This window comes from Bradyrhizobium betae, from assembly GCF_004123905.1.
In the GTDB taxonomy this organism is placed as follows: Bacteria; Pseudomonadota; Alphaproteobacteria; order Rhizobiales; family Xanthobacteraceae; genus Bradyrhizobium; species Bradyrhizobium betae_A.
Map to the genome: position 1 here is coordinate 185,645 of NZ_MZXW01000054.1, position 26,879 is coordinate 212,523.

Below are 26,879 nucleotides of genomic sequence, written 5' to 3' on the forward strand. Positions count from 1 at the left end.
GACTTCTGCTCTCCGCGTCAGCCACAACGGCCAGCGCGATCCGGACAGGCTCAGCTCCGCTTTGGTAGGGGGAGCTGAGCCACCGTCCGAAAACTAACCCCCGCTCCTGTAAACCTGGATATCGAGATCCCGGATCTTCTTCCGAAGCGTGTTGCGGTTGAGGCCGAGCAGATCCGCTGCACGGATCTGGTTGCCGCGGGTGGCGGCGAGCGCGGCCGTGAGCAGCGGCACCTCGATCTCCTTGAGGATGCGGTGATAGAGGCCCGGCGGCGGGACGCCGTTCGGAAAGCCCTGGAAGTGCGAGGAGAGATAGGCTTCCACCGCGCCGCCGAGATTGTCGACGCCCTGCTGGACCGCGGCGCCCGGGCTGACCGAGGGCGGCGCGAGCTCGCCATCGATGACGGAGGCCGTGATCACGTCCTGCGGATAGAGCGCGGCGAGACGGCGTGCGAGGTTTTCCAGCTCGCGCACGTTGCCGGGCCAGCGATGCTGCTTCAGCCGCTCCAGCGCCAGCGAGTCGAGCTTCTTCGGCGGGAGGCCATCCTTCTCGGCGAGCGCGAAGAAGTGACGGATGAGATCCGGCAGATCCTCGATGCGTTCGCGCAACGGCGGCAGCCGCAGCGGCACGACGTTGAGGCGGAAGAACAGATCTTCGCGGAACAGGCCCTGCTGGATCAGGACGCGCAGATCCTTGTTGGAGGCCGCCACGATCCGCACATCGGTCTTGATCGGGGTGCGGCCGCCGACAGTGGTGTATTCGCCTTGCTGGAGCACGCGCAGCAAGCGGGTCTGCGCCTCCATCGGCATGTCACCGATTTCGTCGAGGAACAGCGTGCCGCCCTCGGCCTGCTCGAACCGGCCGGAGGCGCGGGTGTTGGCGCCGGTAAAGGCGCCCCGCTCATGGCCGAACAACTCCGATTCAATCAGGTCGCGCGGGATCGCCGCCATGTTGACCGCGACGAACGGGCCGTTGCGGCGCTTGCCGTAATCGTGTAGCGCGCGCGCCACCAGCTCCTTGCCGGTGCCGGACTCGCCCGTGATCATCACGGTGAGGTCGGTCTGCATCAGCCGCGCCAGCACGCGGTAGATTTCCTGCATCGCCGGCGAGCGGCCGACCAGCGGGATCGAGTCCATCTCCCCCTCTTCGTCCGGCGTCGAGACCCGTTCCTTAGGCTCGGCCAGCGCGCGGCCGACGATGGCGATCAGCTCCTTCAGGTCGAAGGGTTTTGGCAGATATTCGTACGCCCCGCGCTCGGAGGCGCGGATCGCTGTCATGAAGGTGTTTTGCGCACTCATGACGATGACGGGCAAATTCGGCCGCATCTTCTTGATCCGCGGCAGCAGGTCGAAGGCGTTTTCATCCGGCATCACCACGTCGGTGATGACGAGATCGCCCTCGCCCTGGCTGACCCAGCGCCACAGCGTCGCGGCATTGCCGGTCAGCCTGACCTCATAGCCGGCCCGGGACAGAGCCTGATTGAGAACTGTGCGGATGGCGGTGTCGTCATCAGCAACAAGAATGCTACCTGCGGGCATTGTTAATCCTCATTTTGCCCCCTGAGATGCAGACGACGACTTCCCGGCAGAGCCGTCGCGACTGCTGTGATCGGCATGTTTCACCGATGTGGAATACATCGGCATCAGCACGCGGAAGGTGGTCTTGCGCGGCTGAGACTCGCATTCGATGATGCCCCCGTGATCGCCGACGATTTTTGCGACCAGCGCCAGGCCGAGACCCGAGCCGGTCTGCTTGGTGGTGACGAAGGGATCGAACAGATTGGGCAGAAGATCGTCCGGCACGCCTGGTCCATTGTCCCTCACGCAAAACTCCAGCGGCAGGGATACCCGGGATTTTTGACCGGGGACTGACAGGCGCACGCCGGGGCGGAATGCGGTGGTGAGCTGGATCTCGCCGTCGGGGACGTCGATCAGGGCTTCGGCGGCGTTCTTCACGAGGTTGAGGAACACCTGGATCAGCTGATCCTGGTTCGCCAGCACCGGCGGCAGCGAGGGATCGTAATCCTCGATGAAGCGGATGTTGCGGGCAAAGCCCGACTGCGCCAGCCGCTTCACGTGGTCGAGCACCGAATGGATGTTGACGGGGCCGCGCACCACGGGACGCTCGTCGCCGAACACCTCCATGCGGTCGACCAGCGTCACGATCCGGTCGGCCTCGTCGCAGATCAGCCGCGTCAGCATGCGGTCCTCGGAGGAAGCCTGCTGCTCCAGCAATTGCGCTGCGCCGCGAATCCCCGAGAGCGGGTTCTTGATCTCGTGCGCGAGCATGGCTGCTAGCGCTATCACCGAGCGCGCAGCGCTGCGATGGGTGAGCTGGCGGTCCATCTTGTCGGCGATGGAACGCTCCTGCAGCATCACCACGATATGCCCCGGCCGCTCCGTCAGCGGCGCCACATGCAGATCGACCTGGCGGTCGCCGCCCATGCGTGGCGTGCCGAGATCGACCTTGTATTCGTTGACCGGCGAGTTCGACGACCGCACCTGGTCGATCAGTGCCAGCAAGGGGCTGCCGAACGGGACCAGCTCCTTCAGCGACTGCCGCTTCAGGAACTGCGTCGAGATATCGAAGAAGGCTTCGGTTGCGATGTTGGCGCCGACGATCTTGCCGTCCGGCCCGATCAGCAGCACGGGATTGGGCAAGGCGTCCAGGATCGCATCGCTGTCGGACGGAAGCGGCCGACGATGTTCAGCAGCTGAGCTCATGCAGCAGCGCTCCATGCGAAGTCGTCGAAAGCATCTTGCAGTGAACGGTGAACGAGACGCGGATCTTCGGACGTGAGAATCTTCTGACGCCAGGCTTTCAGCTTCTCGGCCGGCGCACGGCTCGCATCGGCGGCGACGTCGAGCGCCCAGCCGAGATGCTTGCGCGCATGCTTGAGACCGACGCGCAGGCCGTAGAGCGCGCAGACGCCCTCATAAAGTGTGCGGACGTAATGCAGCTGCGTCTCGATCGATGGGGTGGCTTCCGCCTGCCCGCCCATCAGGCGGCGGCCGATCTGGCCGGGCAGCCAGGGCTGGCCCTGCGCACCGCGGCCGATCATCACGGCATCGGCGCCGGAGGCCTCTAACGCCGCGAGCGCCTTCTCATAGGATGTGATGTCGCCGTTGACGATGAGCGGGATAGAGATCGCCTCGCGCACGGCGCGGATCGCGTCCCAATCGGCTTCACCCTTGTAGAACTGGCAGCGGGTGCGGCCATGCACGGTGACGAGCTTGATGCCGGCAGCTTCCGCGCGCCGCGCCAGCTCCGGGGCATTGCGGCTGAGGTCGTCCCAGCCGAGCCGCATCTTCAGCGTCACCGGCACCTTCACCGCAGCGATCGTCGCATCGATCAGGCTGACAGCATGGTCGAGGTCGCGCATCAGGGCCGAGCCGGACTGGCCGCCGGTGACGTGACGGGCCGGACAGCCCATGTTGATATCGATGATGTCGGCGCCATCAGCCTCGGCGATCCGGGCCCCTTCGGCCATCCAGTGCGCCTCGCAGCCGGCAAGCTGGACCACATGCGGACCGATTCCAGTGGCTTCGCAGCGCAACCGCGACATCCGGTGGCCGTTGGCGAGCTCATCGCTCGCGGTCATCTCGGACACGACCAGACCGGCGCCGAGCTCGGCGACCAGCCGCCGGACGGGCGAGTCAGTCACTCCCGACATCGGTGCCAGGAAGACCGGGGTGGTGACCTCAATATCGCCTATTTTCAAGGGCTTGGAGCCTGATCCTGCCGGGCCGGTCACAGTGGTCTCGTCAAATGGACAGCGCCTCATCGCGACTGCCATGATCTATCTTGCGCACAATTCTTGTGCAGTCAAGCGTCATGCCTACACTTTAACCAATTCTGCAAATCTTTCAAGTGCAGTGCAGCAAATTGCTGTTTCCCACAATCCGGGGAAACCCCCTTTTTTTGCGGGCCTGCCGTGCTAGAGGCATGCGGCATCACCCCACTCCCCGACTCTCTTCATCACCAACTGAGTATTTGAGTCCTATGGCGAAATCACAGCGCACCGCAGTCGTTCTCGTTGCGGCCGGACGCGGCCTGCGCGCAGGCGCCGGTGGTCCCAAGCAATATCGGGAGATCGGCGGCGTACCCGTGATCTATCGCGCCATGGAAGCGTTCAGCCGCCACGCCGACGTGTTTGCCGTGCAGCCCGTGGTGAACCCCGACGACGGCGCCATATTCACGGCAGCGGTCGCAGGGTTGAAGCACGAGGCGCCGACCAATGGTGGCGCGACGCGCCAAGCCTCGGTGCTCGCAGGTCTCGAAGCCCTCGCAAAGCACAAGCCGGACATCGTGCTGATCCACGACGCCGCGCGTCCCTTTGTCTCGGAAGGCGTGATCTCGCGCGCGATCGACGCGGCGAGCCGCACCGGCGCTGCGATCCCGGCCGTGCCTGTTACCGACACCATCAAGATCACCGGCGAGAGCGGCAATGTCGAGGACACACCGGACCGCGCGCGCCTGCGAATCGCGCAGACGCCGCAATCCTTTCGTTTCGACGTCATCCTCGAGGCGCATCGTCGCGCGGCGAAGGACGGGCGCAGCGATTTCACCGACGATGCCGCGATTGCCGAATGGGCGGGATTGACGGTTGCAACCTTTGAAGGCGATGTTGCCAATATGAAGCTCACCACCCCCGAGGATTTCGTGCGCGAGGAAGCGCGCCTGGCCAGCCTGCTCGGCGACATCAGGACGGGCACGGGCTACGACGTGCATGCGTTCGGCGAAGGCGACCACCTCATGATCTGCGGCGTGCGCGTGCCGCATACCAGGGGATTCCTGGCGCATTCCGACGGTGATGTCGGCCTGCATGCATTGGTGGATGCAATCCTCGGGGCGCTCGCCGACGGCGACATCGGCTCGCATTTCCCGCCGAGCGATGCGAAGTGGAAGGGCGCCTCCTCCGACCAGTTTTTGAAATACGCCATCGAGCGCGTCACGGCGCGCGGCGGCCGCGTCGCCAACCTCGAAGTCACGATGATCTGCGAGCGGCCGAAGATCGGCCCCTTGCGCGACGTCATGCGCGCGCGCATCGCCGAGATCTCCGGCGTCGACATCTCCCGCGTCGCGGTGAAGGCGACCACCAGCGAGCGGCTCGGCTTCACCGGCCGCGAGGAAGGCATCGCGGCCACCGCGAGCGCCACCATCCGGCTCCCCTGGAGCGCCTAGGCCATGGCCGGCAGCGACGCACGCGCCCTCTCCCGCTCGCTGCTCGATTTGTGCCGGATGCGCAAGCTGACGATCGCGACCGCCGAGTCCTGCACTGGCGGCCTCGTCGCGGGCGCGCTGACCGACATTCCCGGCTCATCTGATGTGATCGACCGCGGCTTCGTCACCTATTCCAACGACGCCAAGCGCGCGATGCTCGGGGTCGAGGCCAGCACGCTCACGAATTTCGGCGCGGTCAGCAAGGAGACCGCAACCGCCATGGCGGTCGGCGCACTGGAGCGCGCAGACGTCGATCTCGCCGTTGCCATCACCGGCATTGCCGGCCCCGGCGGCGCCACGCCCGGCAAGCCGGTCGGTCTCGTCCACTTCGCCGTCGCAGCCCGCGATGGCCGCATCGTCCACCGCGAGCATCGTTTTGGCGCGATCGGCCGCACAGCGGTGCGCCAGCGCTCCGTGGTCGAGGCGTTGCGCATGCTGATGGACCTCGCCCGCGGTCCGCAAGTGTCGGCCAAGCCGAAACGGGCCGCCGCCGTAACCCGCTTGCGCCCCCGCGTGACACGTTCGCCGCGCCGGCACGTGGCGAAGCGACGGACTCCGCGGTCGCCGCGGGGGTGAGCTCCGGTAGCCTGGGTGAAGCGCAGCGCATTCACCGGCGCCTGACAGATACCAGCCCACCGCCAGCAGCAGGATGGCGTAGACTAGCGTTCAGTCCATAGAGGACGAGCGACGCTTTCAGCGTGTCGAAATTTCATTCACTGCAAATCCGGTCCCTGCGTAGCTCGCTCGATCCGATGAAGCACGGGCAGCCTCTGCTCGATCGCCTTCGCGAGCACGGTGCCCGTGGTGCGCCCGAGCTCTTTCGCGATCATTGTGATCGGCTTGGTACCTGCGAGTGTCCTGAGCCGGTTGAGGTCGTCCTCGCTCCACGATTGCTTCCAGCGCGCCATTTCTCCTAGTCCTCGCCTCCCAAGCCCCCGCCCGACTCGGATCGTAGTCGAACGGATCAAGATATGCAGCCTTTGCGGGTGTATCGCCCGCGGCAAGGGGTGTTCCGTCAGCGCTGGGGGTTTTGGCACAAACTGCACTTGTCAGCGTCGCGAGAACCGCGTTGGGATCGACGCGTGTGCGCCAAGATTGCGGATACCTTTCCGCCCGCAAGCCCTTGTGCTGCCCGTCGGGCAAAACATACAAGCTGCGGGTCAATCTTCGTCCGTGAAATATTCCGCTTTACCGAAGTTCTGATTTGTCGCAATCTCCCGTCACCTCATCCCGGTCAGAGGGGCGTATCGCGATCGTCACGACACGTGGGGTGAGCTGCGGTGGACGCGAGTCACATCGGCGCGACAGGTTTCGCAGGGCGGAGAGCCGTGAGCGAAAACCGTCGCGCACACGACCGGTGCGGTTCGCGTACGGCAAAATCGTGTGGTCCTGGCGCCCGGGGTCTGTGCGCCAAGTGTTGCGGTGATGTGGCGGCCCCGACCGGGACCGCGCATCCGCCATCCGCAAGGCGACGGGGGCAATAGTGCATCGCTCCCCGGGGAGAGCACGACATAAGCCGTCAAACCACTGCGCAGGGAAGGCCGGATGTTTTGGCTTCACCTGTATGCCGCTGTGCAGCTCTTCGTAGCGCAAACCTTCGCACAGTGGACCGTGGGTGCCAGCCGGCACCCGGCCTTCCCTGCGCCTTCTGACGAAAGAGGGCGACACGACGCAGCAAGTCTCGGGCGACAAACGCCGCGAGAGCGTGATGTCATGTCTGCTTATCAAAAAGCACGCAAATCTTGTCGAATTCGATCAGGATCACAAATGTGCAGGCGCGACCAAACGTCATTGCGTCTGTCTGAACTTGCGCGAGAAAATATTGGCGCAATAATGCCGCGCTACGTTGTAATCTGGAATCAACCGGACCAGCCTTGTGGAGGGCGACGACAGTGTTCGCTCGTGCTGCGGCCTCGGCTGCCGTCATTGTTACCTTGTCCGCCTTTGATGGTGCGGCCGCGCAAACGGCCAACCAGCCGCCCGATACGATGGCGGCGCGGGTCGAAGCGTGCACGCCTTGTCACGGCAACAAGGGCGAAGGCACCAGCGACGTCTATTTCCCGCGCCTAGCGGGCAAGCCCGCCGGCTATCTCTACAATCAGCTGCTCGCGTTCCGCAGCGGCCGGCGCAAATACCCGCCGATGAACTATCTGCTGGAGTTTCTGCCCGATCCCTATCTGGAGGCGATGGCGGAGTATTTTGCCAGCGAGCACCCGCCTCTGCCACAGCCTGCGCCGAGTGAGGTCAGCAAGGACGTGCTGGCGCAGGGCGAGGCGCTTGCCACCAGCGGCGATGCGGGCCGCGGCATTCCGGCCTGCGTCAGCTGCCACGGCCCTGCGCTGACAGGCATGCAGCCCGGCATCCCGGGACTGCTGGGCCTTCGCGCCGCCTATGTCAGCGCACAGCTCGGCGCGTGGCGCTACGGCACCCGCACGGCGAAATCGCCCGACTGCATGCAGCTTGTCGCGGGCCATCTGACCGAGGCCGACGTCACCGCGGTCGCGGCTTGGCTCGCGACGCGGCCTGCCCCCGCCAACCCGGCTCCCGTTCCGAAGGGCACCTACGCGCTGCCCTTCGGCTGCGGCAGCCAGCCCAATTGACGAGGCGGATGATGGGCTCAAAACTGTCGATCACGCTGCTCGCACTCGCCGCGCTCATCACGGCAGCGCAAGCGCAAGACAAAACTCAAGACAAGAGCAGCGATGTCATTGCGCGCGGCGAATATCTCGCCCGCGCCGGCGATTGCACGGCCTGCCACACCGCGGCGGAGGGCCGTCTGTTTGCCGGTGGGCGCCCGATGCCGACCCCGTTCGGAACGATCTACACCTCCAACATCACGCCCGATCCGGAGACCGGCATCGGCAAATGGAGCGCGGACGATTTCTACAGGACCATGCATAACGGCCGTTTCCCGGACGGTGGGCTGATCTATCCGGCGATGCCGTTCGCGTCCTACACAAAGGTCACACGCGCCGACAGCGATGCGATCTTCGCCTATCTACGCTCGATTCAGGCGGTGAACCAGAAGAACAAGCCGCACGAGCTGCGTTTCCCCTATGACAACCGCCAGCTCATCCTTGGCTGGCGCACGCTGTATTTCCGCGAAGGCGAGTTCAGGCCGGATCCGGCGAAATCTGCGGAATGGAATCGCGGCGCTTACCTCGTCGAAGGCCTCGGCCATTGCAGCATGTGCCATTCGCCGATCAACGCGCTTGGCGGCACATCGCAATCGGATGCCTTCAAGGGCGGGCTGATTCCGATGCAGAATTGGTACGCGCCATCTCTCACCAACAACCGCGAGGCGGGGCTCGGCGACTGGAGCATCAAGGACATCACCGACCTGCTCCAGACCGGCGTCTCCGCGCGCGGCGTCGTTTATGGACCGATGGCCGAGGTCGTGCACAACAGCCTGCAATATCTCGACGACGCCGACACCAGGGCGATGGCGGTGTATCTCAAGGGCATCGCGGAAGCCTCGTCGCCGCCGCCGGCAAGCTCGGCGCTGCCAAACACCGAGAGCAGCCTGCTGATCAGCCTCGGCAAGACCGTCTACGACAAGAACTGCGCGAGCTGTCATGGCACGCAGGGCGAAGGCAAGCCGCCGCACTGGCCGCCGCTCGCCAACAACCAGTCGATCGAGATGCAGTCGGCAGTCAATCCGATCCGCATGGTGCTCAATGGCGGCTATCCGCCGGGCACCAAGGGCAATCCGATGCCCTACGGCATGCCGCCGTTCGCCGGCCTCCTCTCCGACAACGAGGTCGCCGCCGTCGTCTCCTACATCCGCACCGCCTGGGGCAATCGCGGCACGCCGGTCTCGGCGCGCGAGGCCAACGAGCTGCGCTCCGCACCGCTGAACTGAGAGGCGCCAGAGAACCGTCATGTTCAATTCCGATCCGCCGACCAGCCCAGCCGCCGCCGACCAGGCCGTCGAGGAGGTCGTGGCACAGGGACCATCAGGCGCGATTGTGGTTGCCGGCATCGCCACGGCCTGCGTGGTCGCGATGTGGTTCGCCTTCTACCTGTTCGTCTTCCTGCCGCGCGGATCGCTGCAATGAGCTCGGAGGACGCCCACCGCAGCGTCGAGATCGCGGCCCGCGTCGAGCGGCGCTGGGCCACCATTGCCGTGATCATCGTCGTGGGGATGGCGCTGCTGGCGGCGTTCGCCGGCATTCATCGCGCGACCATGCCGCAGCCGCGCGTCGAGATCACCGATCCGTCGCGGATCCATCTCTCCGGTGAGTTCGTCGAGAGCAATCTCGGCAGCGTGCTGGAAGCCAATGGCAATGTCACCGTGCGCGCGATCGGCCAGCAATATTCCTTCACGCCGGCCTGCATCGTGGTGCCTGCGGACACGCCGATCACGCTGCGCGCCACCAGTGCCGACGTCGTGCACGGCATCCTGATCCAGGGCACCAACGTCAACACCATGCTGGTGCCCGGCTACGTTTCCGAGCAACTGATGCGCTTTACCAGGACGGGCGACTATCTGATGCCCTGCCAGGAGTTTTGCTCCTTCGGCCACGAGGGCATGTGGGGCAAGGTCAAGGTGATCGACAAGACCGACTTCGCCAATCGCGCGAAGGCTGGCGGGAGGCTGAGCTGTGTTGGCCAATAGGAAGCTCATCCTCGCCCATTTCTGGCTGGCTTTCGCCGTTTTCGGCTTCGCGCTCACGCTCGGCGCCTGGCAGATGTTCATCCGCAGCCCGATCGGGACGTGGCTGTCCAATCCCGAGCTCTATTACCGTTCGTTGACCGCGCACGGCACCGTGATGGGTTACGTGTTCCCGACGCTGGTCGCGATGGGCTTTGGCTATGCCATCAGCGAGTCCGCGCTGGAGCAGCGCCTGGTCGGCGTGCGCTGGGCCTGGGCCGGATTCTGGCTCATCGTCGCCGGCAGCATCATGGCGATGGTCCCGATCGCGCTCGGCCGCGCCTCGGTGCTCTACACGTTCTATCCGCCGCTGATCGGCAACGTCTTCTACTATCTCGGCGTCGTGCTGGTCGTGGTCGGCTCGTGGATCTGGGTCGCGCTGATGTCGGTCAATCTGCGTGTTTGGCGCAAGGCCCATCCCGGTGCGCCGGTGCCGCTCGCCATGTTCGCCAATGTCGCGGGCTCCTATCTCTGGGCCTGGACCGCAGTCGGCGCCGCGCTCGAATTGCTGCTCCAGATCATCCCCGTTGCGGCAGGGCTGAAAAACACAATCGATGCCGGCCTCGCCCGCGTGTTCTTCTCCTGGACGCTGCACGCCATCGTCTATTTCTGGCTGATGCCGACCTACATCGCCTATTACACCATCGTACCGCGCGCGATCGGCGGCCGGGTCTATTCCGACAGCATGGCGCGGATTTCCTTCATCCTGTTCCTGGTGGTGGCGATGCCGATCGGCATGCACCACACTTTTGCCGATCCGCAGGTCGGCGCCGGCTTCAAGTTCGTCCATTCGGCCTTCACGGCGCTGGTCGCGCTGCCGACGCTGCTGACCGTGTTCACGATCTGCGCTTCGATCGAGATTGCCGCGCGCCTGCGTGGTGGCCGCGGGATGTTCGGCTGGACCAGGGCCCTGCCCTGGGATAATCCGATGATGCTGGCGCTGGCGTTCTCGTTCGTGATGCTCGGCTTTGGCGGCGCCGGCGGCCTCATCAACATGAGCTATCAGCTCGATGCCTCCATCCACAACACGCAGTGGATCACGGGCCATTTCCACCTGATTTTTGGTGGCGCCATCGTGATCATGTACTTTGCCATCGCCTATGATCTGTGGCCGCATCTGACCGGACGCGAGTTGATCGATATCCGCCTGATCCGCACCCAGCTCTGGCTGTGGTTCATCGGCATGATCGTCACCACCTTCCCTTGGCATTGGGTCGGCATCTTGGGCATGCCGCGCCGGATGGCCTATTTCGACTTCGGCGATCCCGCGATCGCGCCGCAGGCGCTCTCCGTCACCTTCTCGGCGATCGGCGGCTTCATCCTGCTGACCTCGGGCATCATGTTCATCGTCGTTCTGGCTCGTGGCATGCGTGCGCCTCTGGTCGATGCGGGCCCATATCGCTTTGCCATTGCCGTGCATCAGCCGACCACCGTTCCGGTTGCGCTCAACACCCATGCGCTGTGGGTGGCGCTGATGATCGTTCTCACCCTCACGAATTACGGCTACCCAATCCTGACGCTGGCAACGACTGAGGGCACCTCGGTGCCGGCCGTCTATGTGGGAGCGCAGTGATGAGCGCGCACGACCTCTTCACCCTCGGCAACCGCCATTTCAGGATTGGCGTCGGCGTCACCGCGGCGATCCTGATCGTGACCGCGATCACCGGCTTCATCGTGCTGCCCTTCGCCCAGCCCTGGGTCCAGTTCGCCAACGTCTGGGACGCGATCTGTAGCGCCGCCGGCGTGCCTCAGCGTGCGGCGAACGTCACGGCGCCGGAGCAGAGCAAGCGGCTGTCGGAGGTCGTGCTGACCTCACGCACGCTGTCGCGCCCGAGCCAGGAGGCAATCGGCCGCGGCGCGACGCTGGCGCAGCGTTGCGCCATCTGCCACGGCCCGACCGGCATCAGCCGCGCGGACTCACCCAACCTCGCCGGCCAGTACGCGGCCGTGATCTACAAGGAGCTGCACGATTTCCGCTCCGGCGCGCGCACCAATGCGGTGATGTCGCCGTTCGCCGTCAATTTGACGGATCCGGAGATCGCCGATCTCTCGAACTATTACGCCTATCTGCCACGGCTGCCGGCCTATCACCCGACGCCGCAGCTTCCAAAACCCAACATCGTCATCTACGGCGCGCCGATGCGCGGCATCGCGCCCTGCGGCGCCTGCCATGGCAGTCTCGACAACAAGACCGGCAGCCCGTGGCTTGAGGGACAGTCCGAGGCCTACATGAAGGCGCAACTCCAAGCGTTTGCCTCAGGCGAGCGCCGCAACGACATCAGCCAGCAGATGCGCAACATCGCGCGCGCCATGACGCCGCAGGAGATCGAGGCCGCCGCGGCGTATTACGCCTCGCAGCCGTCGGATGTGGTGAAGGCGGTGGATTGAAGATGGTCGCGTACCCCGGACGCAGCGCAGCGCTCCATCAGCGGTGCGCTGCAGAGCCGGGGCCCATCTATTCGAGTGCGGAGTCTGCGGCCATGGGTCCCGGCTCTGCGCAGCAACGCTACGCGTCGCAGCGCGTCCGGGACACGAGAGTTGCAATATCCTACGTCGACGCCAGCTTCGGCCGGCCGTAGATCGCATCCGCACGCTTTTCGAACGCAATGGAGAACCGCGCAAACGCGGCATCGAACATCGAGCCCATCAGCATCGCCAGCATGCGGCTCTTGAAGTCATAGGCGAGGTAGAAACCGACGTCGCAGACGCCCTCACCTTTGGGCTCGAACGTCCAGCGATTTTCCAGATTACTGAACGGACCTTGCAGATATTCGACCAGGATTTTCAGATTGACGCGGTCGAGCGTCACGCGGCTGGTGAAAGACTCTTTGACCAGCTTGAACGAGACCGTCATATCGGCGACCAGCACCTCGGTGCCGTCGGGCTTGGCCATGCGCTGGCGGATTTTCAGCGCGCTGCACAGCGGAACGAATTCCGGGTAGCGCTCGACGTCGGCGACCAGATCGAACATCTCGGACGCGCTGTGATCGACACGGCGCTTGCTCGAAAATTTGGGCATGGCGGTTCAGCGGGCCGTCGCGGCCCGCGCGGCCTTCAGTCTCGCAAAATCCTCGCCGGCATGATGCGACGAGCGGGTGAGTGGGCTTGCCGACACCATCAGGAAGCCCTTGGTGTAGGCGACCTTTTCGTAGGACGAGAACTCGTCCGGCGGCACGTAGCGCATCACGGCGTGGTGCTTGCGGGTCGGCTGGAGATATTGGCCGATAGTGAGGAAGTCGACGTCGCCCGAACGCAGATCGTCCATCACCTGCTGCACCTCGTGGCGCTCCTCGCCGAGGCCGACCATGATGCCGGACTTGGTGAAGATGGTGGGATCGAGCTCCTTGACCCGCTGCAGCAGCCGGATCGAATGGAAATAGCGCGCGCCGGGCCGCACCGTGAGATAGCGCGACGGCACGGTCTCGAGATTGTGGTTGAAGACGTCTGGCCTTGCCGCAACGACGATTTCGAGCGCGCCTTCCTTGCGCAGGAAGTCCGGCGTCAGGATCTCGATCGTGGTCGAGGGGCACGCGGCCCGGATCGCACGGATGGTCTGGGCGAAGTGCTCGGCGCCGCCGTCGGCAAGGTCGTCGCGGTCGACGGAGGTGATGACGACGTGGGCGAGCCCCAGCTTGGCGACGGCCTCGGCGACATTCTCAGGCTCGGCCGCATCCAGCGCGTTGGGCATGCCGGTCTTGACGTTGCAGAAGGCGCAGGCACGGGTGCAGGTGTCACCCATGATCATGAAGGTCGCGTGCTTCTTGTCCCAGCACTCGCCAATGTTCGGGCAGCCCGCCTCCTCGCACACCGTGTGCAGGCCGTTGGCGCGCACGATGTTGCGGGTGTCGGCATAGCCGCGGGTGTTGGGCGCGCGCACGCGAATCCAGTCCGGCTTCGGCGGCGAAGCGGAGTCAGGGCGGTTCACCTTTTCGGGGTGACGGGGGCGCAATGGGTTCGAGATAGTGTCGACAATAACGACCATGGGCTGTCCGGTCTGTTCAGGTCCTACCTAGTCGGTCTGGCTGCCTGCCGCAACCCGGCTCGCGCTGCTTCAGGGAACATGGCAGATATGGGCAATATCCTGCTCTGTTCTCAGGCGATTCTCACCTCGAATGGCTCCAGTCTCGAAAGCCTCCACACCCAGGCTCGGCAAACAGCTGAAGCGTGGCTTTTTCGGCCGCAGCGTCCGCGAGGTCGCGCACGATTTGATCGGTGCGACCATGCTGGTGGACGGCGTCGGCGGGATCATCGTCGAGGTCGAGGCCTATCATCATACCGAGCCGGCGGCGCACTCTTTCAACGGCCCGACGCCGCGGAACCAGATCATGTTCGGTCCGCCCGGCTTTGCCTATGTCTATCGCTCCTACGGCATCCATTGGTGCGTGAACTTCGTCTGCGAAGGGGAAGGCTCGGCCGCTGCCGTGCTGATCCGCGCGCTGGAGCCGACGCATGGTCTTGCGACAATGCGCCGCCGACGCCATGCGGTCGATGTGCACGCGCTGTGCTCGGGCCCGGGCAAGCTGACCGAGGCGCTCGGCATCACCATCGCGCACAACACCCTGCCGCTGGATCGGCCGCCGATCGCGCTGCACGCGCGGACCGAGGACGTCGAAGTCGCGACCGGCATCCGGATCGGCATCACCAAGGCGGTCGAGCTGCCCTGGCGCTACGGCGTCAGGGGCTCGAAATTCCTCAGCAAGCCGTTTCCGAAATAGGCCCAAGAGGCCCAAGAGGCTTAAGTGGCCTGCTTGAGCCGCTCCAGCGCCTCGAGCAGCTTGGCCTTGCGGGCCAGCGCGGCCTCGCGCTTTTCGCGCTCCTCCTCGACGACCTCCTCGGCCGCGTTGGCGACGAATTTCTCGTTGGCGAGCTTGGACTCGGCGCGCTTGATGTCGGCATCGGCCTTGCCGATCTCCTTGTCGAGACGGGTGCGCTCGGCGGCGACGTCGACCACGCCCTTCAGCGGCAACGCTGCCACCTCGCCGCGGACTAGGAGCTGAACCGCGCCATCGGGCGCACGGTCGGCGAAGGAGATGTCGGAGAGCCGCGCCATGCGCTTGATGACGTCGGTCCAGCGCGGCGCGCGCTCCTTCGTCTCGGCCGAGGCGCCCGCAAGCACCAGCGCAGTCAGCGTCGCGGGCGGGATGTTCATCTCCGCGCGCACCGAACGGATCTGGGTGACGAGATCGATCACCCAGCCAATCTCGGCTTCAGCCTTGGGATCGCTGAAGTCGGCATGGTCGAAGATCGGCATGATCAGGGCCGGCGAGATCAGCGGATCGGTCGGCCCGGCCGCCGCCGCGAGCATCGCGAGTTGCTCCGGCGTCGGCTGGGACGGCTTCAGCGGCCACTCTGCCAGCGCGAGCAGGCCGTCGCGCTTGGCCGTCACTTCCCACAGCTCTTCGGTGATGAAGGGCATGAAGGGGTGCAGCAGCTTCAAAATCTCGTCGCGCGCCCAGGCCACCATGGCGCGGGTTTCGGCCCTGAGCGGACCGTCTGCGCCGAGGAGCGCAGGCTTTGCGAGTTCGACATACCAGTCACAATAGATGTTCAGGACGAACCGATACATCGCACTCGCGGCTTCGTTGAAGCTATGCGCTTCAAGCGCCTCCGTCACCTCGCGCGTGGCCTCCGCGGCCTTGTGTGCGATCCAGCGATTCAGCGGCTCCTTGGCTTTCGCCGGCTCAAAACCTTCCGGTACGACGCACTCGTTCATCTCGGCGAAGCGGCAGGAATTCCAGAGCTTGGTCGCGAAATTGCGATTGATCTCGACAAGCTGCGACGACAGCTTGATGTCATGCGTGTGCGCCGCCTCGCGGGCCAACGCAAAGCGGAGAGCATCCGCGCCGTATTCGTCGATCAGGTTGAGCGGATCGATGACGTTGCCCTTCGACTTCGACATCTTGGCGCCCTTCTCGTCACGGACGAGGCGGTGGATGTAGACCGTCGAGAACGGCGCCTCCTTCATGAAGTGAAGGCCCATCATCATCATGCGGGCAACCCAGAAGAAGATGATGTCCCAGCCTGTGACCAGCACATTGGTCGGATAGTAACGCTTCACCTCCGGCGCATCTTCCGGCCAGCCGAGCGTCGAGAACGGCCACAGCGCCGAGGAGAACCAGGTGTCGAGCACGTCCTCGTCGCGCGTGATGAAGCCTTCGCGCTTGTTGCGGTCGAGCGCCATCTCGCGGCCCTGCTCGGCCGTGATGACCTCCTGCTCGACGTAATAGCCGAGCGCGTGGCTGACGGCCTCTTCCTCGGTCTCGGCGACGAACACCTTTCCGTCGGGGCCGTACCAGGCCGGGATCTGATGGCCCCACCAGAGTTGGCGCGAGATGCACCAGGGCTGGATGTTCTCCATCCACTCGAAATAGGTCTTTTCCCAGTTCTTCGGCACGAAGGTCGTTTCGCCCGAGCGCACCGCCGCGATCGCCGGCTTCGCCAGCGTCTTGGCATCGACGTACCACTGGTCGGTCAAATACGGCTCGATCACCGTGCCGGAGCGGTCGCCATGCGGCACCGTGTGGGTATGCGGCTCGATCCGCTCGACGAAGCCGAACGATTCCAGCCGCTCGACGATGCGCTTGCGCGCCGCGAAGCGGTCGACCTTGTTGAACTCCTCGGCGAATTGCGAGGCGCCTTCCGGGAGGTCGCGCAGATAATCCTCGTTGTCGACGAGATCGAGGCAGCCTTCCTTGTCGAGCACGCTGATGCGGCGCAGGCCGTGGCGATTGCCGACCTCGAAATCGTTGAAGTCGTGCGCCGGCGTCACCTTGACCGCGCCCGAACCCTTCTCCGGATCGGAATATTCGTCGGCAACGATCTTAATCTTGCGGCCGACCAGCGGCAGGATGATGTTCTTGCCGACGAGCTTCTGGTAGCGCTCGTCCTCGGGATGCACGGCGACGCCGGTATCGCCGAGCATGGTCTCGGGGCGCGTGGTGGCGACGACGATGAAGCTCGAGGGATCCTCGGGGCTGAAAGTCTTGCCCTCGATCGGATAGCGCAGATACCACAGGTGGCTCTTGACCTCGGTCTGCTGCACTTCGAGATCGGAGATCGCGGTCAAGAGCTTGGTGTCCCAATTCACCAGCCGCTTGTCCTTGTAGATCAGGCCATCACGGTGCAGCTCGACGAACACCTTGACGACGGCCTTGGACAGGCCCTCGTCCATGGTGAAGCGCTCACGCGACCAATCGCAGGAGGCCCCGAGCCGCTTGAGCTGGTTGATGATGGTGTCGCCGCTCTCGGCCTTCCACTGCCAGACCCGCTCGAGAAACTTCTCGCGGCCCATCTCGCGGCGGCCGGGCTGCTGGCGCTCCATCAGCTGGCGCTCGACCACCATCTGGGTGGCGATGCCGGCATGGTCGGTACCGGGCTGCCACAACACGTCGCGGCCGCGCATGCGCTCAAACCGGCACAGGATGTCCTGGAGCGTGTTGTTGAGGGCGTGGCCCATGTGCAGCGAGCCCGTCACGTTCGGCGGCGGGATCACGATGGTAAAGGGCACGGCGTCGCGGCGGTCGGGGCGGCCGGCCTTGAAGGCAAGACTGTCCTCCCACACCACGGACATGCGGGCTTCGATATCGGCGGGCTGGTAATTTTTTTCGATCATGGGGCTGCTAGAAAGCCGCGCGCGGGGCTCAAGTCAACGGAAAGCTCAGCGGCAATAAGGCTTTCCGGCCCGACCGGCAGGTCGAATATGACGGAGAAGCAGGGCTTTATCGGGCCCGCACGGCCTGGTTCAGCGCCCGCCGCGCGAGACCCGCTCGATTTCGGCCTTCACGATGCGTTCAACCAGGCCCGGCAAATTGTCGTCGAGCCAGGATTTCAGCATCGGGCGCAGCATCTCCTTGACCAGATCCTCCAGCGTCCGCGCGTTGCTGCTGAGCACCGTATGGGCCAGGGAGTTGAAGGCCGATTCGACCGCAGAGACCGTCGATTGCGCCAGGATCGGCTGCTGCGGCGGCAATGGCGCGGCATCGAAATCCACCGGTGCATAGGACGGTGGCGGCGTGGGGCGCGGCGGCGGCGCTTCGGCGAATTCGAGATCGTCGCGCGGCTCGACCCTGCGGAAGCTTGGCGGCGGCGGGGCCGGTGTCGGCTCCGGGTCCATGGCCATCTCGTCGGTCAATTCGAGGACGTCGGGCTCGGGCTCCGGCTCGGGTTCCGGCACTCGGACCTCGGGCGCAGTCGTGGCTGTGTCGAGCCCCGCCAGCAGCGCGTCGATGTCGTCCTGGTTGTTGGATGCATCCACCGCAGGCGCGGGTGACGGCGGCGCCGGAGCGGGCTTTGCGGCCGGCGGTGGCGCGGGCTTTTCGGCGACAGGCTTGGCGGCGGCAACCTTGGAGGGTGGAATGTCGTTCATCGCCTGCGGCTTTGGTGCGGGCGCCGCGGCAGCTGGCGCGGGCTTTGCGGCCTCTGCCGGCGGCGGCTTGGCCTCATCGTCGGCAATGATGCGCCGGATCGAGGCCAGAATCTCCTCCATCGAGGGTTCTGTGACCTTTGCTGGCTGCGTCATCTCCGACTCCACATCATCAACGCCCTCGCATGCGTTGTTTTACACCAAGCACGACAGGATTGGCCGGTTCCGGACGGACGCCTCGACATTTTCGTCGCGGCGGCCCGACTTGTCCCCAGTTCACGGCTCAACGTGCAGCGGTGCGCCCCTGCCCTCGGCACTCAAGCTTTACGCACACGACATCAGGCGCGGGGCGAATCGACCCGCATCTTCTTGGCAAGGCTATGTCAGGGATTTTGATGAATGCAAGCAAAGCGCTGGTCGGCCTCGGCTGTTGGCGAGGCCGACCGGATCACTACGGGACTTTAGCGTCCGTCGGGCGTGCGCACGCCGGCCCAGCTGTCGCGGATCTGCTGGTAGTGCACGCTGGGATCGTACACCGTGGTGTTGAGGCCGAGCACCTGAGGCGCGAGACGACCAACCGCGTTGAGCACCGAATAGGACGCCACCACGCGGTCATGCTGGGCCGTGACGAGCGCAACGCGCGCATTCACCAGCGCCTGCTGCGCGTTGAGCACGTCCAGCGTGGTGCGCTGGCCGGCCTTGGCTTCTTCGCGCACGCCGTTCAGCGCGATTTCGGAGGCCGTGACTTGCGCCTGTGCGGACTTCACCTGCGCCTTGCCAGCTTCCAGCTGACCCCAAGCCTGCACGACGTTGGCACGGGTCTGATCGCGGGTGGTTTCCAGATTCAGGCGCTGTTGCGCCAGATTCTCTTTCGACTGGCGGATCAGCGCATATTCCGCGCCGCCCTGATAGATCGGCACGGAGGCTGTCGCGATGGCGGAAGCGGTCGTTGTCCGGAAGACCGTCAGGGTCTGCTGGTACGCTTGGGTGATGCCAGCCTGGACCGTGACTGTCGGCAGCAGCGCGCCCTCGTTGATCTTGACCTGGAGATAGTTGACGTCGATGCCGAACATCGAAGCTGTGACGTTGGGGTTCTCCACCAGGCTGAGATTGACCGCGGAGGCGATCGTCCCGGGCAGGAAGCGATCGACCGGCGAGCCCGGAGCGAGGTTCGACGGCTCGTTGCCGATGATCCGGCGGAAGTTCGCGCGGGTCGTCGTGAGATTCGATTCGGCGGTCAGGGCCTGGGTCCTGCCGGCAGCCAGCTGCGCTTCGGATTGCGCCACGTCCGTGCGCGTGACCTCGCCGACGTTGAAGCGATCGCGCGTTTGCTTGAGCGTCTGCTCGAGCACGCGCACGTTGCTGCGCTGAACTTCGAGTGTTGCCGCATCACGCAGATAGTCCATGTAGCTCGTGGCAGCCTGCAGCAGCACCGTCTGCTCTAGTACACGCAACGCCTCGCGGGACCCCGAGACCTGGCTCTCCGCCACACGCGTCCGGTTGGCGGTCTGATTGCCGTTGTAGAGCGTCTGGTTGATGGTCAGGCTGGCGCTGTTGGGGTTGAGCGGCGGGTCGCTATGGATCGGCAAGCCCTTCTGGGCCTGTTGGATATCCTGATATTGAGACCCGGAGCTGAGGCTCATATTGACCTTGGGCCGGTAGCCGGACAGGGCCTGCGGCACGTTCTCGTCAGTCGAGCGCACCTGAGCGCGCTGTGCGTTGAGCTGCGGATTGTTCTGATAGGCGCGCACCAGCGCCGCCTCGATCGTATCCGCCAAGGCAGGCGTCGGCCCTGCAAGCGCCAGCAACAGGACCGAAACAGCAGCTCCGGTGAAGAGCTTCACCCCATGCATCCCAAAAATTCCGTTCATTCTAACGCCAAGCTCGTGCCCGCGAGCCTGGTTACCGTATCCGAGTGGAGTCGTTGCCCCTCCGCAACATAGGACGCGGACGAGCGCGACGGAACTACCTAAGGGTAGTTCTCGGTGGAAACTCTTCACGTGCAGCATCCCGGCCACACTTCTGATTCAGAACGGGATTTTAACGGGGTTTGGGCCGTCAGAAGACGAAGGCAGCGGCCCGTTCCAGCCCGGGAAGGACCGGGGCTGCGGCATCGAACAGCGTCCGATGGCCGAATTCGCCGTGGGTACGGGTCACGATCATGGCCCGCGGCGGCTTGGATTCGGCAGAGACCCCCACCAGTCGCCCGCCATCCCTAAGCTGCCCGAGCAGCCCCTCTGGCGTCACCTCGGTGGCGCCATTGAGGATGATTACGTCATAGGGAGCGGCGGAAGGATCACCCTCGGTGCAGGCTGCGGCCTTGCAAGTGACGTTGGTGAGCCCAAGGCTGGCACAAGCATCCTTGGACTTTGCGGCCAGAGCCGAATCGCACTCGGTCGCAGTGACCTGTTTGGCCAGCTTGGCCGTCAGCGCGGCGAGATAGCCCGTGGCGCAACCGACCACCAGCACGTTGTCGCCCTCGCCGATTTCGGCGGCCTGGAGCAGCTTGCCGGTCAGCTGCGGCTTGATCAGGAAGCGCTTGGTGCCGCCCTCGCTCACATCGAGGTCGAGGTCGAGATAGGCCAGGGCCTGCTTGGCCGCGGGCACGAAGGCCTCGCGCGGAACCGTGAGCATGGCGTCGAGAATACGGCGGTCGGTGACGTCATTGGTGCGCACCTGGCCATCGACCATTTTGAGGCGCGCGGTCGAGAAACCGGACATTTGCGGACCCTGCAATGCGGACGATGCCGCTGAGATGAATTGGCGGCATCTTTGGAACATGCCCGGCGAAAACGCAACATGGCCGTTGGCCTTCGCCGGCCAGCGAATCCGCAACTCGCCGCATCAGGGGTCGGATGGACTATTCGATCGTCACCGCAAGGCGGCCGATCAGGGCTGCGACCTCGTCCAGCCGTGCCGAATCGGGTGTCTCGACCGCACGCTTGAGGCAGGCGAGGCATTGATCGTCGCTGAGCTCGGGAATGTCGGCCGGCAGAATCGAGGGAGCCAGTTGGGCACGGTCGATCTGGATGTCGGGCATGGGAATCAGCTCCGTAATAATCCGGCGCTGGCGAAGCTCGATTTGAATTAAGTCGATTTGTTGCCGCCCGCGCTGTGGCGACGCCGCCTGCATACACATCTGCTTGAACGCGATTCTGGGCTGGATTGGGCAGGAAGGAATTGAGAGTCTGATCGAGCGACATCGCGCGCCACATCAGGGCACGACCTCAAGTCATTGAATTTCAAGCGGAATTTGGCTCCCCGGGCTGGATTCGAACCAGCGACCATCCGATTAACAGTCGGATGCTCTACCGCTGAGCTACCGAGGAAAAGGCGAACCGTTCGTTCGCGCGCGGCTGCGTATAACAAAGCCGGTTGCGCTTGCAAAGGACGAATTCGCCATCGTCCGCAACGCATCTGAGGAAGGGCCTTCCTGGAGTTCTTGGCGGCCCCTCCTCCGGTCATGGGCCGGCATCTATTCGGCGGTGAAGGACGTGGTCTTGGTGCCGGGGTCGTAGCGCAGCCGAAGCGCGGTCATCTTGCAGAGATTGACGTTCTTCCAGAGCACGGACTCGTCATAGTTCTGCCAGTCGACGCGGATGTTCCAGACGCAGCCCTCGTCGTCCTCGTCGAACTCGACATAGGTGCTCGCCTGGTTCTGCAAAACCTTGTCGAGCTCGTTGTCCCATTCGTCGAGGCCATCGTCCGGCGCGTTGAAGCCCAGGAACTTGATGGCATAGCCGGTCTCGTTGACAACGGTGACGTTGCGGGCGTCAGCCGCGAACGACGGCGCGGCAGCAATCGCAAGTCCGATCGCGAGCAGTCCAGACAGAAAATACTTCATTTGAAAATCTCCCGATCGAAACAGGCACGCAGCACCTAGCGTCGATCGGCGCAGGCGCCGCGGCAACACATGGCGTTGCGTTGAAGAATTCGTCCGGAGCCAGATCGAGAAGTTCAACACTCCATCGATCCGCACTCCGGCCTGTTGCGCGACGCGAGACGCGCAACAGGCCAGTTCATAGCGATTCGAATTCTCCGCAGCAATGAACCGGCATTCATAGATCGGCGGAGTTTGTCTCCGGCGCAGGTGCCGCCGCAGGCACCGCGGCACCGTTGCTCTTTCCCGTCACGGCGCCCATCAGCGCCTTCACCGGATCGTCGCCGGGCGCAAATCCACTCTGGCGCAGGATCTCGTCGATCATCGGACGTAGTGCGTGCACCTTGAGGAGCTCGCCGGCGAGACCTTCGCCGAAGCCGACATTACCGCTGCCTGTGCCGTTGCCGCCGAACGCGCCGCCGGTGTGGAGGATTCGGACGTCCTTGAGGTTTCCGATCGGCCTGACCATCTCGGCCAGCGCCGAGGGCATGGTCTCGATCCGCTTCTTGGCGATCTCGAAATCGATGACGTTGGCGCCGAGCTTGTTCTGCGCCTCGTTCTTGAGCGTGATGATTGCGGCTTCGGCCTCGCCGATGTTCCTGACGCCGACCGCTTTGATCTTGTTGGATTCGGCTTCCGCCGTGGCCAGCGTCTTGACGGCCTCGGCGCGATCGAGCGAGGCCTTCTTCTCGGCTTCGGCCGCGACGATCAGCTCGGTCGATTTGCGTTCAGCCTCGGTGCGCGCGGCCAGCACCTGAGTGAGACGGGCACGGTCGGCGACCTCGACGGCGCGCGCGGTCACGACCTTTTCCTCCGCGGAGACCGCGATCGCTTCGGCGGTCTTGGCCTCAGCGACGGCTTCCGAGGTCTGCTTGCTCTTGGACGCGATCTGGATCTCGTTCTCCTGCGTCGCGATCTGGATCTCGCGCTGGGCGTCGGTCTTGCGCTTGTTGATCGCCAGGTCCGACTCGATGACGGCGGTTTCCTTGACCTGCTTGGCGCCCGCCTCCTTCTCGGCGACCGCCCTGTCCGTGTCGATGCGGGCGTTCTCCTCGGTCAGGCGCGCGGTCTGGGTCGCAGTCGCCACCTCGGCCCGCGTGCTCGCGGTCTTGTTGGCGATGTCGCGCTCCTGGGAGAGTTCGGCCTCCTTCTTGGTGCGTTCGATCGTCAGCGTCTGCTGCCGTGCCTCGAGGTCCTTCTGCGCAATCGCCACCTCATTGTCGCGCACGATCGAGTTGCGGTCGCGGCGGCGGGTTTCGGTGACGGTCTTCAGCTGGGTCAGACCTTCGGCGTCGAAGAAATTCTCGGGATTGAAGAATTTGACGTCGGTCTGGTCGAGCTTGGTCAGCGACACCGACTCCAACTCGAGCCCGTTCGATTTCACGTCGGACTCGACCGTCGCCTGCACGTGCTTGACGAAGTCGGAGCGCTTCTCCTGAAGCTCGAGGATACTCATGGTCGCCGCCACTGAGCGCAGGCCGTCGACGAATTTCGCTTCGACCTGGTTGCGCAGGGCTTCGGCGTCATTCGTCAGCGCGCCCAGCGTCTGGCTCGCGAGCGCAATGCTTTCATCGTCGGGGCGGACGCGCACGTAGAATTCGGCGACGATGTCGACGCGCAGGCGGTCCTTGGTGATGAGGGATTCCCGCTCCTTGCGCTCGACCGTGAGCCGCAGCGTCTTCAGATTGACGCTGGCGTAGGAGTGGAAGATCGGCAGGATCATAGCGCCGCCGTCGAGCACGACCTTCTTGCCGCCGAGGCCGGTGCGCACGAAGGCCTCGTCGCGGGTGGCGCGCTTATAGAGGATGGTGAAGACGATGCCCAAAACGACGATCAGCGCGACGCCGATCATGGCCGGGACTGCGATGTCGAACATGACTTTCTCCAATGAATGACTTGCTAGCTGCTTAGAGTCGGCTTGGACGGTTTGAGTTCATCGTCGGCCTTCACCGCGACGAAGCGGGTGCCGGCGCGATCGACCAGCAGGACCAGGGTTCCCTGCGGCAAAGGCGATGAGGACGGTGCGGCGACCGCCCAGACGAAATGGCGGTTGCCGTGGATATCGGCGACGCTGACGCGGCCGGGCGGCCCCTGGTCGAGGGGACCGATGACGACTTCGCCGACGCGACCAACGAGATCGCCGAGGCCGACAGCGTAGCTTTCATCCTTGGGGATGATCCGCGCGATGGCGCCACTGGCGGCGCGAACCAGCGGAACCGACACAGCGACAGCCCCGATCGAGGCGATTGTTGCCGGCAAGGGGCCGGCGACCATCCGCGCGACGTCCTGGATCAGGAAGCCGGTGATCGAGAAGGCGCCGAGCACCAGCAACAGGAAGATCAGCAGCGGCACACCGCCGACATTGATCCAGGAGATGGCGTTGATCACCCCGTTGTCGCTGGGATGACTGAAATCGATGCTGGTGCCGAGCATCTCGCTCAGCGAGGCCCCGATCAGCATCGAGATCACTTCGAGCGAGCCGACGATGACGATCATGGCCGCCGCAATCGCGAACGGCCTGACCTCCGGCGACATCACGTGTTCGAGCAGAGCGCTCATGACACATCACTCAGGAGCGCGACTTCAACCGCGCCAGCCTCGCTGCAATCTCCTTGTCGCGATGCAACGTGCTGAGCTCGTCGATGTCGCTTGAAAACGGGATCGGGGCCGGAACGCCGGTGGCGCGCGCCACCGCCCTGCCCGCACGCAGCGCCTTTGCTGCGGCCGACGTGCCGCCCTGCTTCCGGGGCGATGTCGAGGCCTGGTGGCTTGCAGCCGCCTCGCTCTTTGCGAGATCGGCGCGGCGCTGCTCGGCATCCTGGAGCGCCGACAGCACCGCGCGCAGCGAGGTGACGCATTGCTCGATCTTCTCATTGTTCTCGTCGATGGCGCGGGAGAGCACCTCGAACTGCGCCTCCAGATCCATCTGCCGCGCGATGCCGGCGCGGGCGAGATCGTCGCGGCCGTCAGTGATCGCACCCTCGATCTTGGGCGCGAGATCGGTCATCTCGCGCTCGATCTCGGTGCGGCGCGCGTTGAGGCGGTATTCCTCGGCCCGCGCCGATGCGAGCGCATCGCGCGCCTCGCTCTCGGCGCGCTCGATCTCGCGGATGGCCTGTCCGACCACCCCAAGCTTGTTCTTGCCTTCCGCCTGCTCGATCGCGTCATAAGCGATCCCGGCGATCAGGCGCCCGACCCGGGACAGGAAGTTCTCGGGGGCGGCAGCAATGGTATCCATGGCATTCTCCTCCTCTGGCAGGCTGTTCGGCGTGACGCCGTAGTGAACTTCAAAGCCGTCGTCGGTGCGGATGAGGTGCGCGGGCACGCTCTGCCCCCAGCCCTCGGCATAGCCGGCATAGTCGAAGGGCACGCTGAAGCGCCCTTGCACGGTGGAAATCGAAATGGTGGCGGGGCCCTTGATCTTGGCGAGCTTGTCGTCGAGCGGCAGGCGGCGGCCTTGGGCGGCGCGATAATCGGCACGGTCGCGCAGGCCCAGCGTCACCAGACGCGAGGGCAGCGCGGTTTCTTTCCGGATCGGCTCATAGGCATGGGCATGCAGCAGCACGACGTTGGAGCCCACATTGTGGCTCCGCGCGACCTCGTCGAGGATCTCCATCATGCGGTCATAGGCCCTGAACGTCGCCTCCATGGCGGCCTTGGCGGCCGGGTCAGGGGCAAGCCTGTAACGCAGCGCGGACGGCGCGTTTCGGGGCGATTGGCTCATGGAAAGCACTAAAGCACCATTTTGGTGCTTTAGGAAGACGGGGTGCGATCACGTTCCACTGATCCTTGTGCACTCTATCGGTTAGTCGCTGTCGCCTGGGGCCGCGTTCAAGGCGGTGGATCATTCCTAGATCACCGCCGATCAAGACTTCTTGCACGCGCGGGTTGCAATTTTACGGAAAAGTCCTCTGCGGCCGGAACAGGGCACGGAGAGCTGACGCGTTGCTCTCTCTCGTCATTGCGAGGAGCTCTTGCGACGAAGCAATCCAGAATTTCTCCGCGGAAAGACTCTGGATTGCTTCGCTTCGCTCGCAATGACGGAGCAAAACGGCCCTTGCACGCTCGCCTCATTCGCATCTCGATTTGCAGACACGCCTTCGCATTCTCGCGGCTTTTCTCGCCCGAGCTTTGCTTCATCTCGACACCCTCTTGTCAGAGGGCGCAGGGAAGGCCGGGTGCCGGCCGGCACCCACGGTCCACTGTGCGAAGGTTGCGCTACGAAGAGCTGCACAGCGGCATACAGGTGAAGCCAAACATCCGGCCTTCCCTGCGCAGTGGTTTGACGGCTTATGCCGAGCTCTCCCCGGGGAGCGTTGCACTATTGCCCCCGTCGCCTTGCCGATGACTGATGCGCGGACCCGGTCGGGCCGCCACATCACTGCAAGACTTGGCGCACAGACCCCGGGCGCCAGGACGACACGGTTTTGCCGTACGCGGATCACACCGGTCGTGTGCGTGACGGTTTTCGCTCACGGTTGCCCGCCCTGCGAACCTGTCGCACTGGTGTGGCCTGCGTCCACCACGGCTCATCCCGCGTTTCGTGACGATCGCGATACGCCCCTCTGACTGGGATGAGGTGGTGCACGAATACGCTAAAGCCGAATTTCGGTAAAGTGGTATATTTTGGCGCGCGTGGATTGACCCGGTCCTTGTGTGTTTTGCCCGTCGGGCAACACAAGAGGTCGTAGGGTGGATTAGCCGAAGGCGTAATCCACCGCTTCCATCTCCGCTGAACCAAAGGTGGTGGATTACGCTTCGC

General features: G+C 64.5%; 25 protein-coding genes and 1 tRNA gene. 9 read left to right on the forward strand and 17 right to left on the reverse strand.

The genetic code is table 11. From position 1 onward, the window contains the following. Window positions 1-93 precede the first annotated feature (93 nt). From ntrC to dusB, 3 genes are read right to left on the reverse strand one after another with little or no spacing between them, the layout of a single operon-like run. Window positions 94-1,536, reverse strand: coding sequence for a nitrogen regulation protein NR(I) (gene ntrC / locus B5V03_RS38705; protein WP_129275655.1), 1,443 nt, complete (start codon window positions 1,534-1,536; stop codon window positions 94-96). Between the two features lie 9 nt (window positions 1,537-1,545). Further along, window positions 1,546-2,721 carry a two-component system sensor histidine kinase NtrB gene (locus B5V03_RS38710; protein WP_129275656.1) on the reverse strand — a complete coding sequence of 392 codons (1,176 nt, stop codon included), beginning with the start codon at window positions 2,719-2,721 and terminating at the stop codon, window positions 1,546-1,548. Further along, on the reverse strand, window positions 2,718-3,719 hold the full coding sequence (gene dusB / locus B5V03_RS38715) for a tRNA dihydrouridine synthase DusB (protein WP_206736245.1): 1,002 nt from the start codon (window positions 3,717-3,719) through the stop codon (window positions 2,718-2,720). The genes B5V03_RS38710 and dusB overlap by 4 nt, the downstream gene beginning before the upstream one ends. Window positions 3,720-4,000: 281 nt before the next feature. Between dusB and B5V03_RS38720 the strand changes: the two genes are divergently transcribed. Further along, the gene (locus B5V03_RS38720; protein ID WP_129275657.1) at window positions 4,001-5,182 is read left to right on the forward strand and encodes a bifunctional 2-C-methyl-D-erythritol 4-phosphate cytidylyltransferase/2-C-methyl-D-erythritol 2,4-cyclodiphosphate synthase; all 1,182 of its coding nucleotides are present in this window, start codon (window positions 4,001-4,003) and stop codon (window positions 5,180-5,182) included. Between the two features lie 3 nt (window positions 5,183-5,185). After that, on the forward strand, window positions 5,186-5,797 hold the full coding sequence (locus tag B5V03_RS38725; protein WP_129275658.1) for a CinA family protein: 612 nt from the start codon (window positions 5,186-5,188) through the stop codon (window positions 5,795-5,797). 137 nt (window positions 5,798-5,934) lie between these two features. On the opposite strand, the gene B5V03_RS38730 is transcribed toward B5V03_RS38725, so the two are convergent. After that, window positions 5,935-6,129 (reverse strand): hypothetical protein, encoded by a 195-nt coding sequence (locus B5V03_RS38730; RefSeq protein WP_129275659.1) that lies wholly within the window; start codon window positions 6,127-6,129, stop codon window positions 5,935-5,937. A gap of 803 nt (window positions 6,130-6,932) precedes the next feature. Then, window positions 6,933-7,148 (reverse strand): hypothetical protein, encoded by a 216-nt coding sequence (locus tag B5V03_RS41915; protein ID WP_164988557.1) that lies wholly within the window; start codon window positions 7,146-7,148, stop codon window positions 6,933-6,935. Between B5V03_RS41915 and B5V03_RS38740 the strand changes: the two genes are divergently transcribed. Genes B5V03_RS38740 through B5V03_RS38760 form a run of 6 tightly spaced genes read left to right on the forward strand, consistent with a single transcriptional unit; the run spans window position 7,114 to window position 12,263 of the window. Then, the gene (locus B5V03_RS38740; protein WP_129275660.1) at window positions 7,114-7,821 is read left to right on the forward strand and encodes a c-type cytochrome; all 708 of its coding nucleotides are present in this window, start codon (window positions 7,114-7,116) and stop codon (window positions 7,819-7,821) included. The two genes, B5V03_RS41915 and B5V03_RS38740, sit on opposite strands and share 35 nt — an antisense overlap. 11 nt (window positions 7,822-7,832) lie before the next feature. Next, entirely contained in the window at window positions 7,833-9,083 is a 1,251-nt protein-coding gene (locus B5V03_RS38745; RefSeq protein ID WP_164988595.1) for a cytochrome c, read from the forward strand. A gap of 19 nt (window positions 9,084-9,102) precedes the next feature. Continuing rightward, window positions 9,103-9,279, forward strand: a complete 177-nt coding sequence (locus tag B5V03_RS41920) for a hypothetical protein (protein ID WP_007610286.1) — start codon at window positions 9,103-9,105, stop codon at window positions 9,277-9,279. Then, window positions 9,276-9,839, forward strand: a complete 564-nt coding sequence (locus B5V03_RS38750) for a cytochrome C oxidase subunit II (protein ID WP_129275662.1) — start codon at window positions 9,276-9,278, stop codon at window positions 9,837-9,839. The genes B5V03_RS41920 and B5V03_RS38750 overlap by 4 nt, the downstream gene beginning before the upstream one ends. Then, window positions 9,826-11,448 (forward strand): b(o/a)3-type cytochrome-c oxidase subunit 1, encoded by a 1,623-nt coding sequence (locus B5V03_RS38755; RefSeq protein WP_129275663.1) that lies wholly within the window; start codon window positions 9,826-9,828, stop codon window positions 11,446-11,448. The genes B5V03_RS38750 and B5V03_RS38755 overlap by 14 nt, the downstream gene beginning before the upstream one ends. Further along, on the forward strand, window positions 11,448-12,263 hold the full coding sequence (locus B5V03_RS38760) for a c-type cytochrome (protein ID WP_164988575.1): 816 nt from the start codon (window positions 11,448-11,450) through the stop codon (window positions 12,261-12,263). Before B5V03_RS38755 ends, B5V03_RS38760 begins: the two co-directional genes overlap by 1 nt. 160 nt (window positions 12,264-12,423) lie before the next feature. Here the strand turns inward: B5V03_RS38760 and B5V03_RS38765 are convergent, their stop codons facing one another. Together B5V03_RS38765 and lipA are read right to left on the reverse strand one after the other, a co-directional pair. Beyond that, window positions 12,424-12,894, reverse strand: a complete 471-nt coding sequence (locus B5V03_RS38765; RefSeq protein ID WP_129275665.1) for a type II toxin-antitoxin system RatA family toxin — start codon at window positions 12,892-12,894, stop codon at window positions 12,424-12,426. A 6-nt stretch (window positions 12,895-12,900) separates the two neighbouring features. Then, entirely contained in the window at window positions 12,901-13,857 is a 957-nt protein-coding gene (lipA, locus tag B5V03_RS38770) for a lipoyl synthase (RefSeq protein WP_129275666.1), read from the reverse strand. A 130-nt stretch (window positions 13,858-13,987) separates the two neighbouring features. Here lipA and B5V03_RS38775 point away from each other — a divergent pair, with 130 nt between their 5' ends. After that, on the forward strand, window positions 13,988-14,590 hold the full coding sequence (locus tag B5V03_RS38775) for a DNA-3-methyladenine glycosylase (protein ID WP_129275667.1): 603 nt from the start codon (window positions 13,988-13,990) through the stop codon (window positions 14,588-14,590). A 20-nt stretch (window positions 14,591-14,610) separates the two neighbouring features. Here the strand turns inward: B5V03_RS38775 and B5V03_RS38780 are convergent, their stop codons facing one another. The 10 genes from B5V03_RS38780 to B5V03_RS38825 all read right to left on the reverse strand — a co-directional run bounded on the left by B5V03_RS38780 (window position 14,611) and on the right by B5V03_RS38825 (window position 25,850). After that, window positions 14,611-17,487: a valine--tRNA ligase gene (locus B5V03_RS38780; protein ID WP_129275668.1), complete on the reverse strand. Its 2,877-nt coding sequence runs from the start codon at window positions 17,485-17,487 to the stop codon at window positions 14,611-14,613. 129 nt (window positions 17,488-17,616) lie between these two features. Then, complete coding sequence (locus B5V03_RS38785) at window positions 17,617-18,393, reverse strand: PopZ family protein (RefSeq protein WP_164988576.1); 777 nt, start codon at window positions 18,391-18,393, stop codon at window positions 17,617-17,619. A gap of 305 nt (window positions 18,394-18,698) precedes the next feature. Then, complete coding sequence (locus B5V03_RS38790) at window positions 18,699-20,090, reverse strand: TolC family outer membrane protein (RefSeq protein ID WP_129275761.1); 1,392 nt, start codon at window positions 20,088-20,090, stop codon at window positions 18,699-18,701. Window positions 20,091-20,295: 205 nt separating this feature from the next. After that, the gene (locus B5V03_RS38795) at window positions 20,296-20,958 is read right to left on the reverse strand and encodes a protein-L-isoaspartate O-methyltransferase family protein (RefSeq protein WP_164988577.1); all 663 of its coding nucleotides are present in this window, start codon (window positions 20,956-20,958) and stop codon (window positions 20,296-20,298) included. A gap of 139 nt (window positions 20,959-21,097) precedes the next feature. After that, on the reverse strand, window positions 21,098-21,277 hold the full coding sequence (locus B5V03_RS38800; RefSeq protein ID WP_129275763.1) for a hypothetical protein: 180 nt from the start codon (window positions 21,275-21,277) through the stop codon (window positions 21,098-21,100). A gap of 214 nt (window positions 21,278-21,491) precedes the next feature. Next, window positions 21,492-21,566: transfer RNA gene (locus B5V03_RS38805), tRNA-Asn, on the reverse strand. A gap of 146 nt (window positions 21,567-21,712) precedes the next feature. Continuing rightward, window positions 21,713-22,081: a hypothetical protein gene (locus tag B5V03_RS38810; RefSeq protein WP_129275670.1), complete on the reverse strand. Its 369-nt coding sequence runs from the start codon at window positions 22,079-22,081 to the stop codon at window positions 21,713-21,715. A gap of 214 nt (window positions 22,082-22,295) precedes the next feature. Next, window positions 22,296-23,993 carry a flotillin family protein gene (locus B5V03_RS38815; RefSeq protein ID WP_129275671.1) on the reverse strand — a complete coding sequence of 566 codons (1,698 nt, stop codon included), beginning with the start codon at window positions 23,991-23,993 and terminating at the stop codon, window positions 22,296-22,298. A gap of 23 nt (window positions 23,994-24,016) precedes the next feature. Continuing rightward, window positions 24,017-24,676 (reverse strand): OB-fold-containig protein, encoded by a 660-nt coding sequence (locus B5V03_RS38820; protein ID WP_129275672.1) that lies wholly within the window; start codon window positions 24,674-24,676, stop codon window positions 24,017-24,019. A 10-nt stretch (window positions 24,677-24,686) separates the two neighbouring features. Further along, the gene (locus B5V03_RS38825) at window positions 24,687-25,850 is read right to left on the reverse strand and encodes a PspA/IM30 family protein (RefSeq protein WP_129275673.1); all 1,164 of its coding nucleotides are present in this window, start codon (window positions 25,848-25,850) and stop codon (window positions 24,687-24,689) included. Window positions 25,851-26,879: the final 1,029 nt, after the last annotated feature.

What these genes read in the sequence shown, in the direction of transcription:
- ntrC (WP_129275655.1), bottom strand. Translation starts at nt 1,536, where the DNA reads ATGCCCGCAGGTAGCATTCTTGTTGCTGATGACGACACCGCCATCCGC.
- B5V03_RS38710 (WP_129275656.1), bottom strand. Translation starts at nt 2,721, where the DNA reads ATGAGCTCAGCTGCTGAACATCGTCGGCCGCTTCCGTCCGACAGCGAT.
- B5V03_RS38720 (WP_129275657.1), top strand. Translation starts at nt 4,001, where the DNA reads ATGGCGAAATCACAGCGCACCGCAGTCGTTCTCGTTGCGGCCGGACGC.
- B5V03_RS38725 (WP_129275658.1), top strand. Translation starts at nt 5,186, where the DNA reads ATGGCCGGCAGCGACGCACGCGCCCTCTCCCGCTCGCTGCTCGATTTG.
- B5V03_RS38730 (WP_129275659.1), bottom strand. Translation starts at nt 6,129, where the DNA reads ATGGCGCGCTGGAAGCAATCGTGGAGCGAGGACGACCTCAACCGGCTC.
- B5V03_RS41915 (WP_164988557.1), bottom strand. Translation starts at nt 7,148, where the DNA reads ATGACGGCAGCCGAGGCCGCAGCACGAGCGAACACTGTCGTCGCCCTC.
- B5V03_RS38745 (WP_164988595.1), top strand. Translation starts at nt 7,833, where the DNA reads ATGGGCTCAAAACTGTCGATCACGCTGCTCGCACTCGCCGCGCTCATC.
- B5V03_RS41920 (WP_007610286.1), top strand. Translation starts at nt 9,103, where the DNA reads ATGTTCAATTCCGATCCGCCGACCAGCCCAGCCGCCGCCGACCAGGCC.
- B5V03_RS38750 (WP_129275662.1), top strand. Translation starts at nt 9,276, where the DNA reads ATGAGCTCGGAGGACGCCCACCGCAGCGTCGAGATCGCGGCCCGCGTC.
- B5V03_RS38760 (WP_164988575.1), top strand. Translation starts at nt 11,448, where the DNA reads ATGAGCGCGCACGACCTCTTCACCCTCGGCAACCGCCATTTCAGGATT.
- B5V03_RS38765 (WP_129275665.1), bottom strand. Translation starts at nt 12,894, where the DNA reads ATGCCCAAATTTTCGAGCAAGCGCCGTGTCGATCACAGCGCGTCCGAG.
- lipA (WP_129275666.1), bottom strand. Translation starts at nt 13,857, where the DNA reads ATGGTCGTTATTGTCGACACTATCTCGAACCCATTGCGCCCCCGTCAC.
- B5V03_RS38775 (WP_129275667.1), top strand. Translation starts at nt 13,988, where the DNA reads ATGGCTCCAGTCTCGAAAGCCTCCACACCCAGGCTCGGCAAACAGCTG.
- B5V03_RS38780 (WP_129275668.1), bottom strand. Translation starts at nt 17,487, where the DNA reads ATGATCGAAAAAAATTACCAGCCCGCCGATATCGAAGCCCGCATGTCC.
- B5V03_RS38785 (WP_164988576.1), bottom strand. Translation starts at nt 18,393, where the DNA reads ATGACGCAGCCAGCAAAGGTCACAGAACCCTCGATGGAGGAGATTCTG.
- B5V03_RS38790 (WP_129275761.1), bottom strand. Translation starts at nt 20,090, where the DNA reads ATGCATGGGGTGAAGCTCTTCACCGGAGCTGCTGTTTCGGTCCTGTTG.
- B5V03_RS38795 (WP_164988577.1), bottom strand. Translation starts at nt 20,958, where the DNA reads ATGTCCGGTTTCTCGACCGCGCGCCTCAAAATGGTCGATGGCCAGGTG.
- B5V03_RS38800 (WP_129275763.1), bottom strand. Translation starts at nt 21,277, where the DNA reads ATGCCCGACATCCAGATCGACCGTGCCCAACTGGCTCCCTCGATTCTG.
- B5V03_RS38810 (WP_129275670.1), bottom strand. Translation starts at nt 22,081, where the DNA reads ATGAAGTATTTTCTGTCTGGACTGCTCGCGATCGGACTTGCGATTGCT.
- B5V03_RS38815 (WP_129275671.1), bottom strand. Translation starts at nt 23,993, where the DNA reads ATGTTCGACATCGCAGTCCCGGCCATGATCGGCGTCGCGCTGATCGTC.
- B5V03_RS38820 (WP_129275672.1), bottom strand. Translation starts at nt 24,676, where the DNA reads ATGAGCGCTCTGCTCGAACACGTGATGTCGCCGGAGGTCAGGCCGTTC.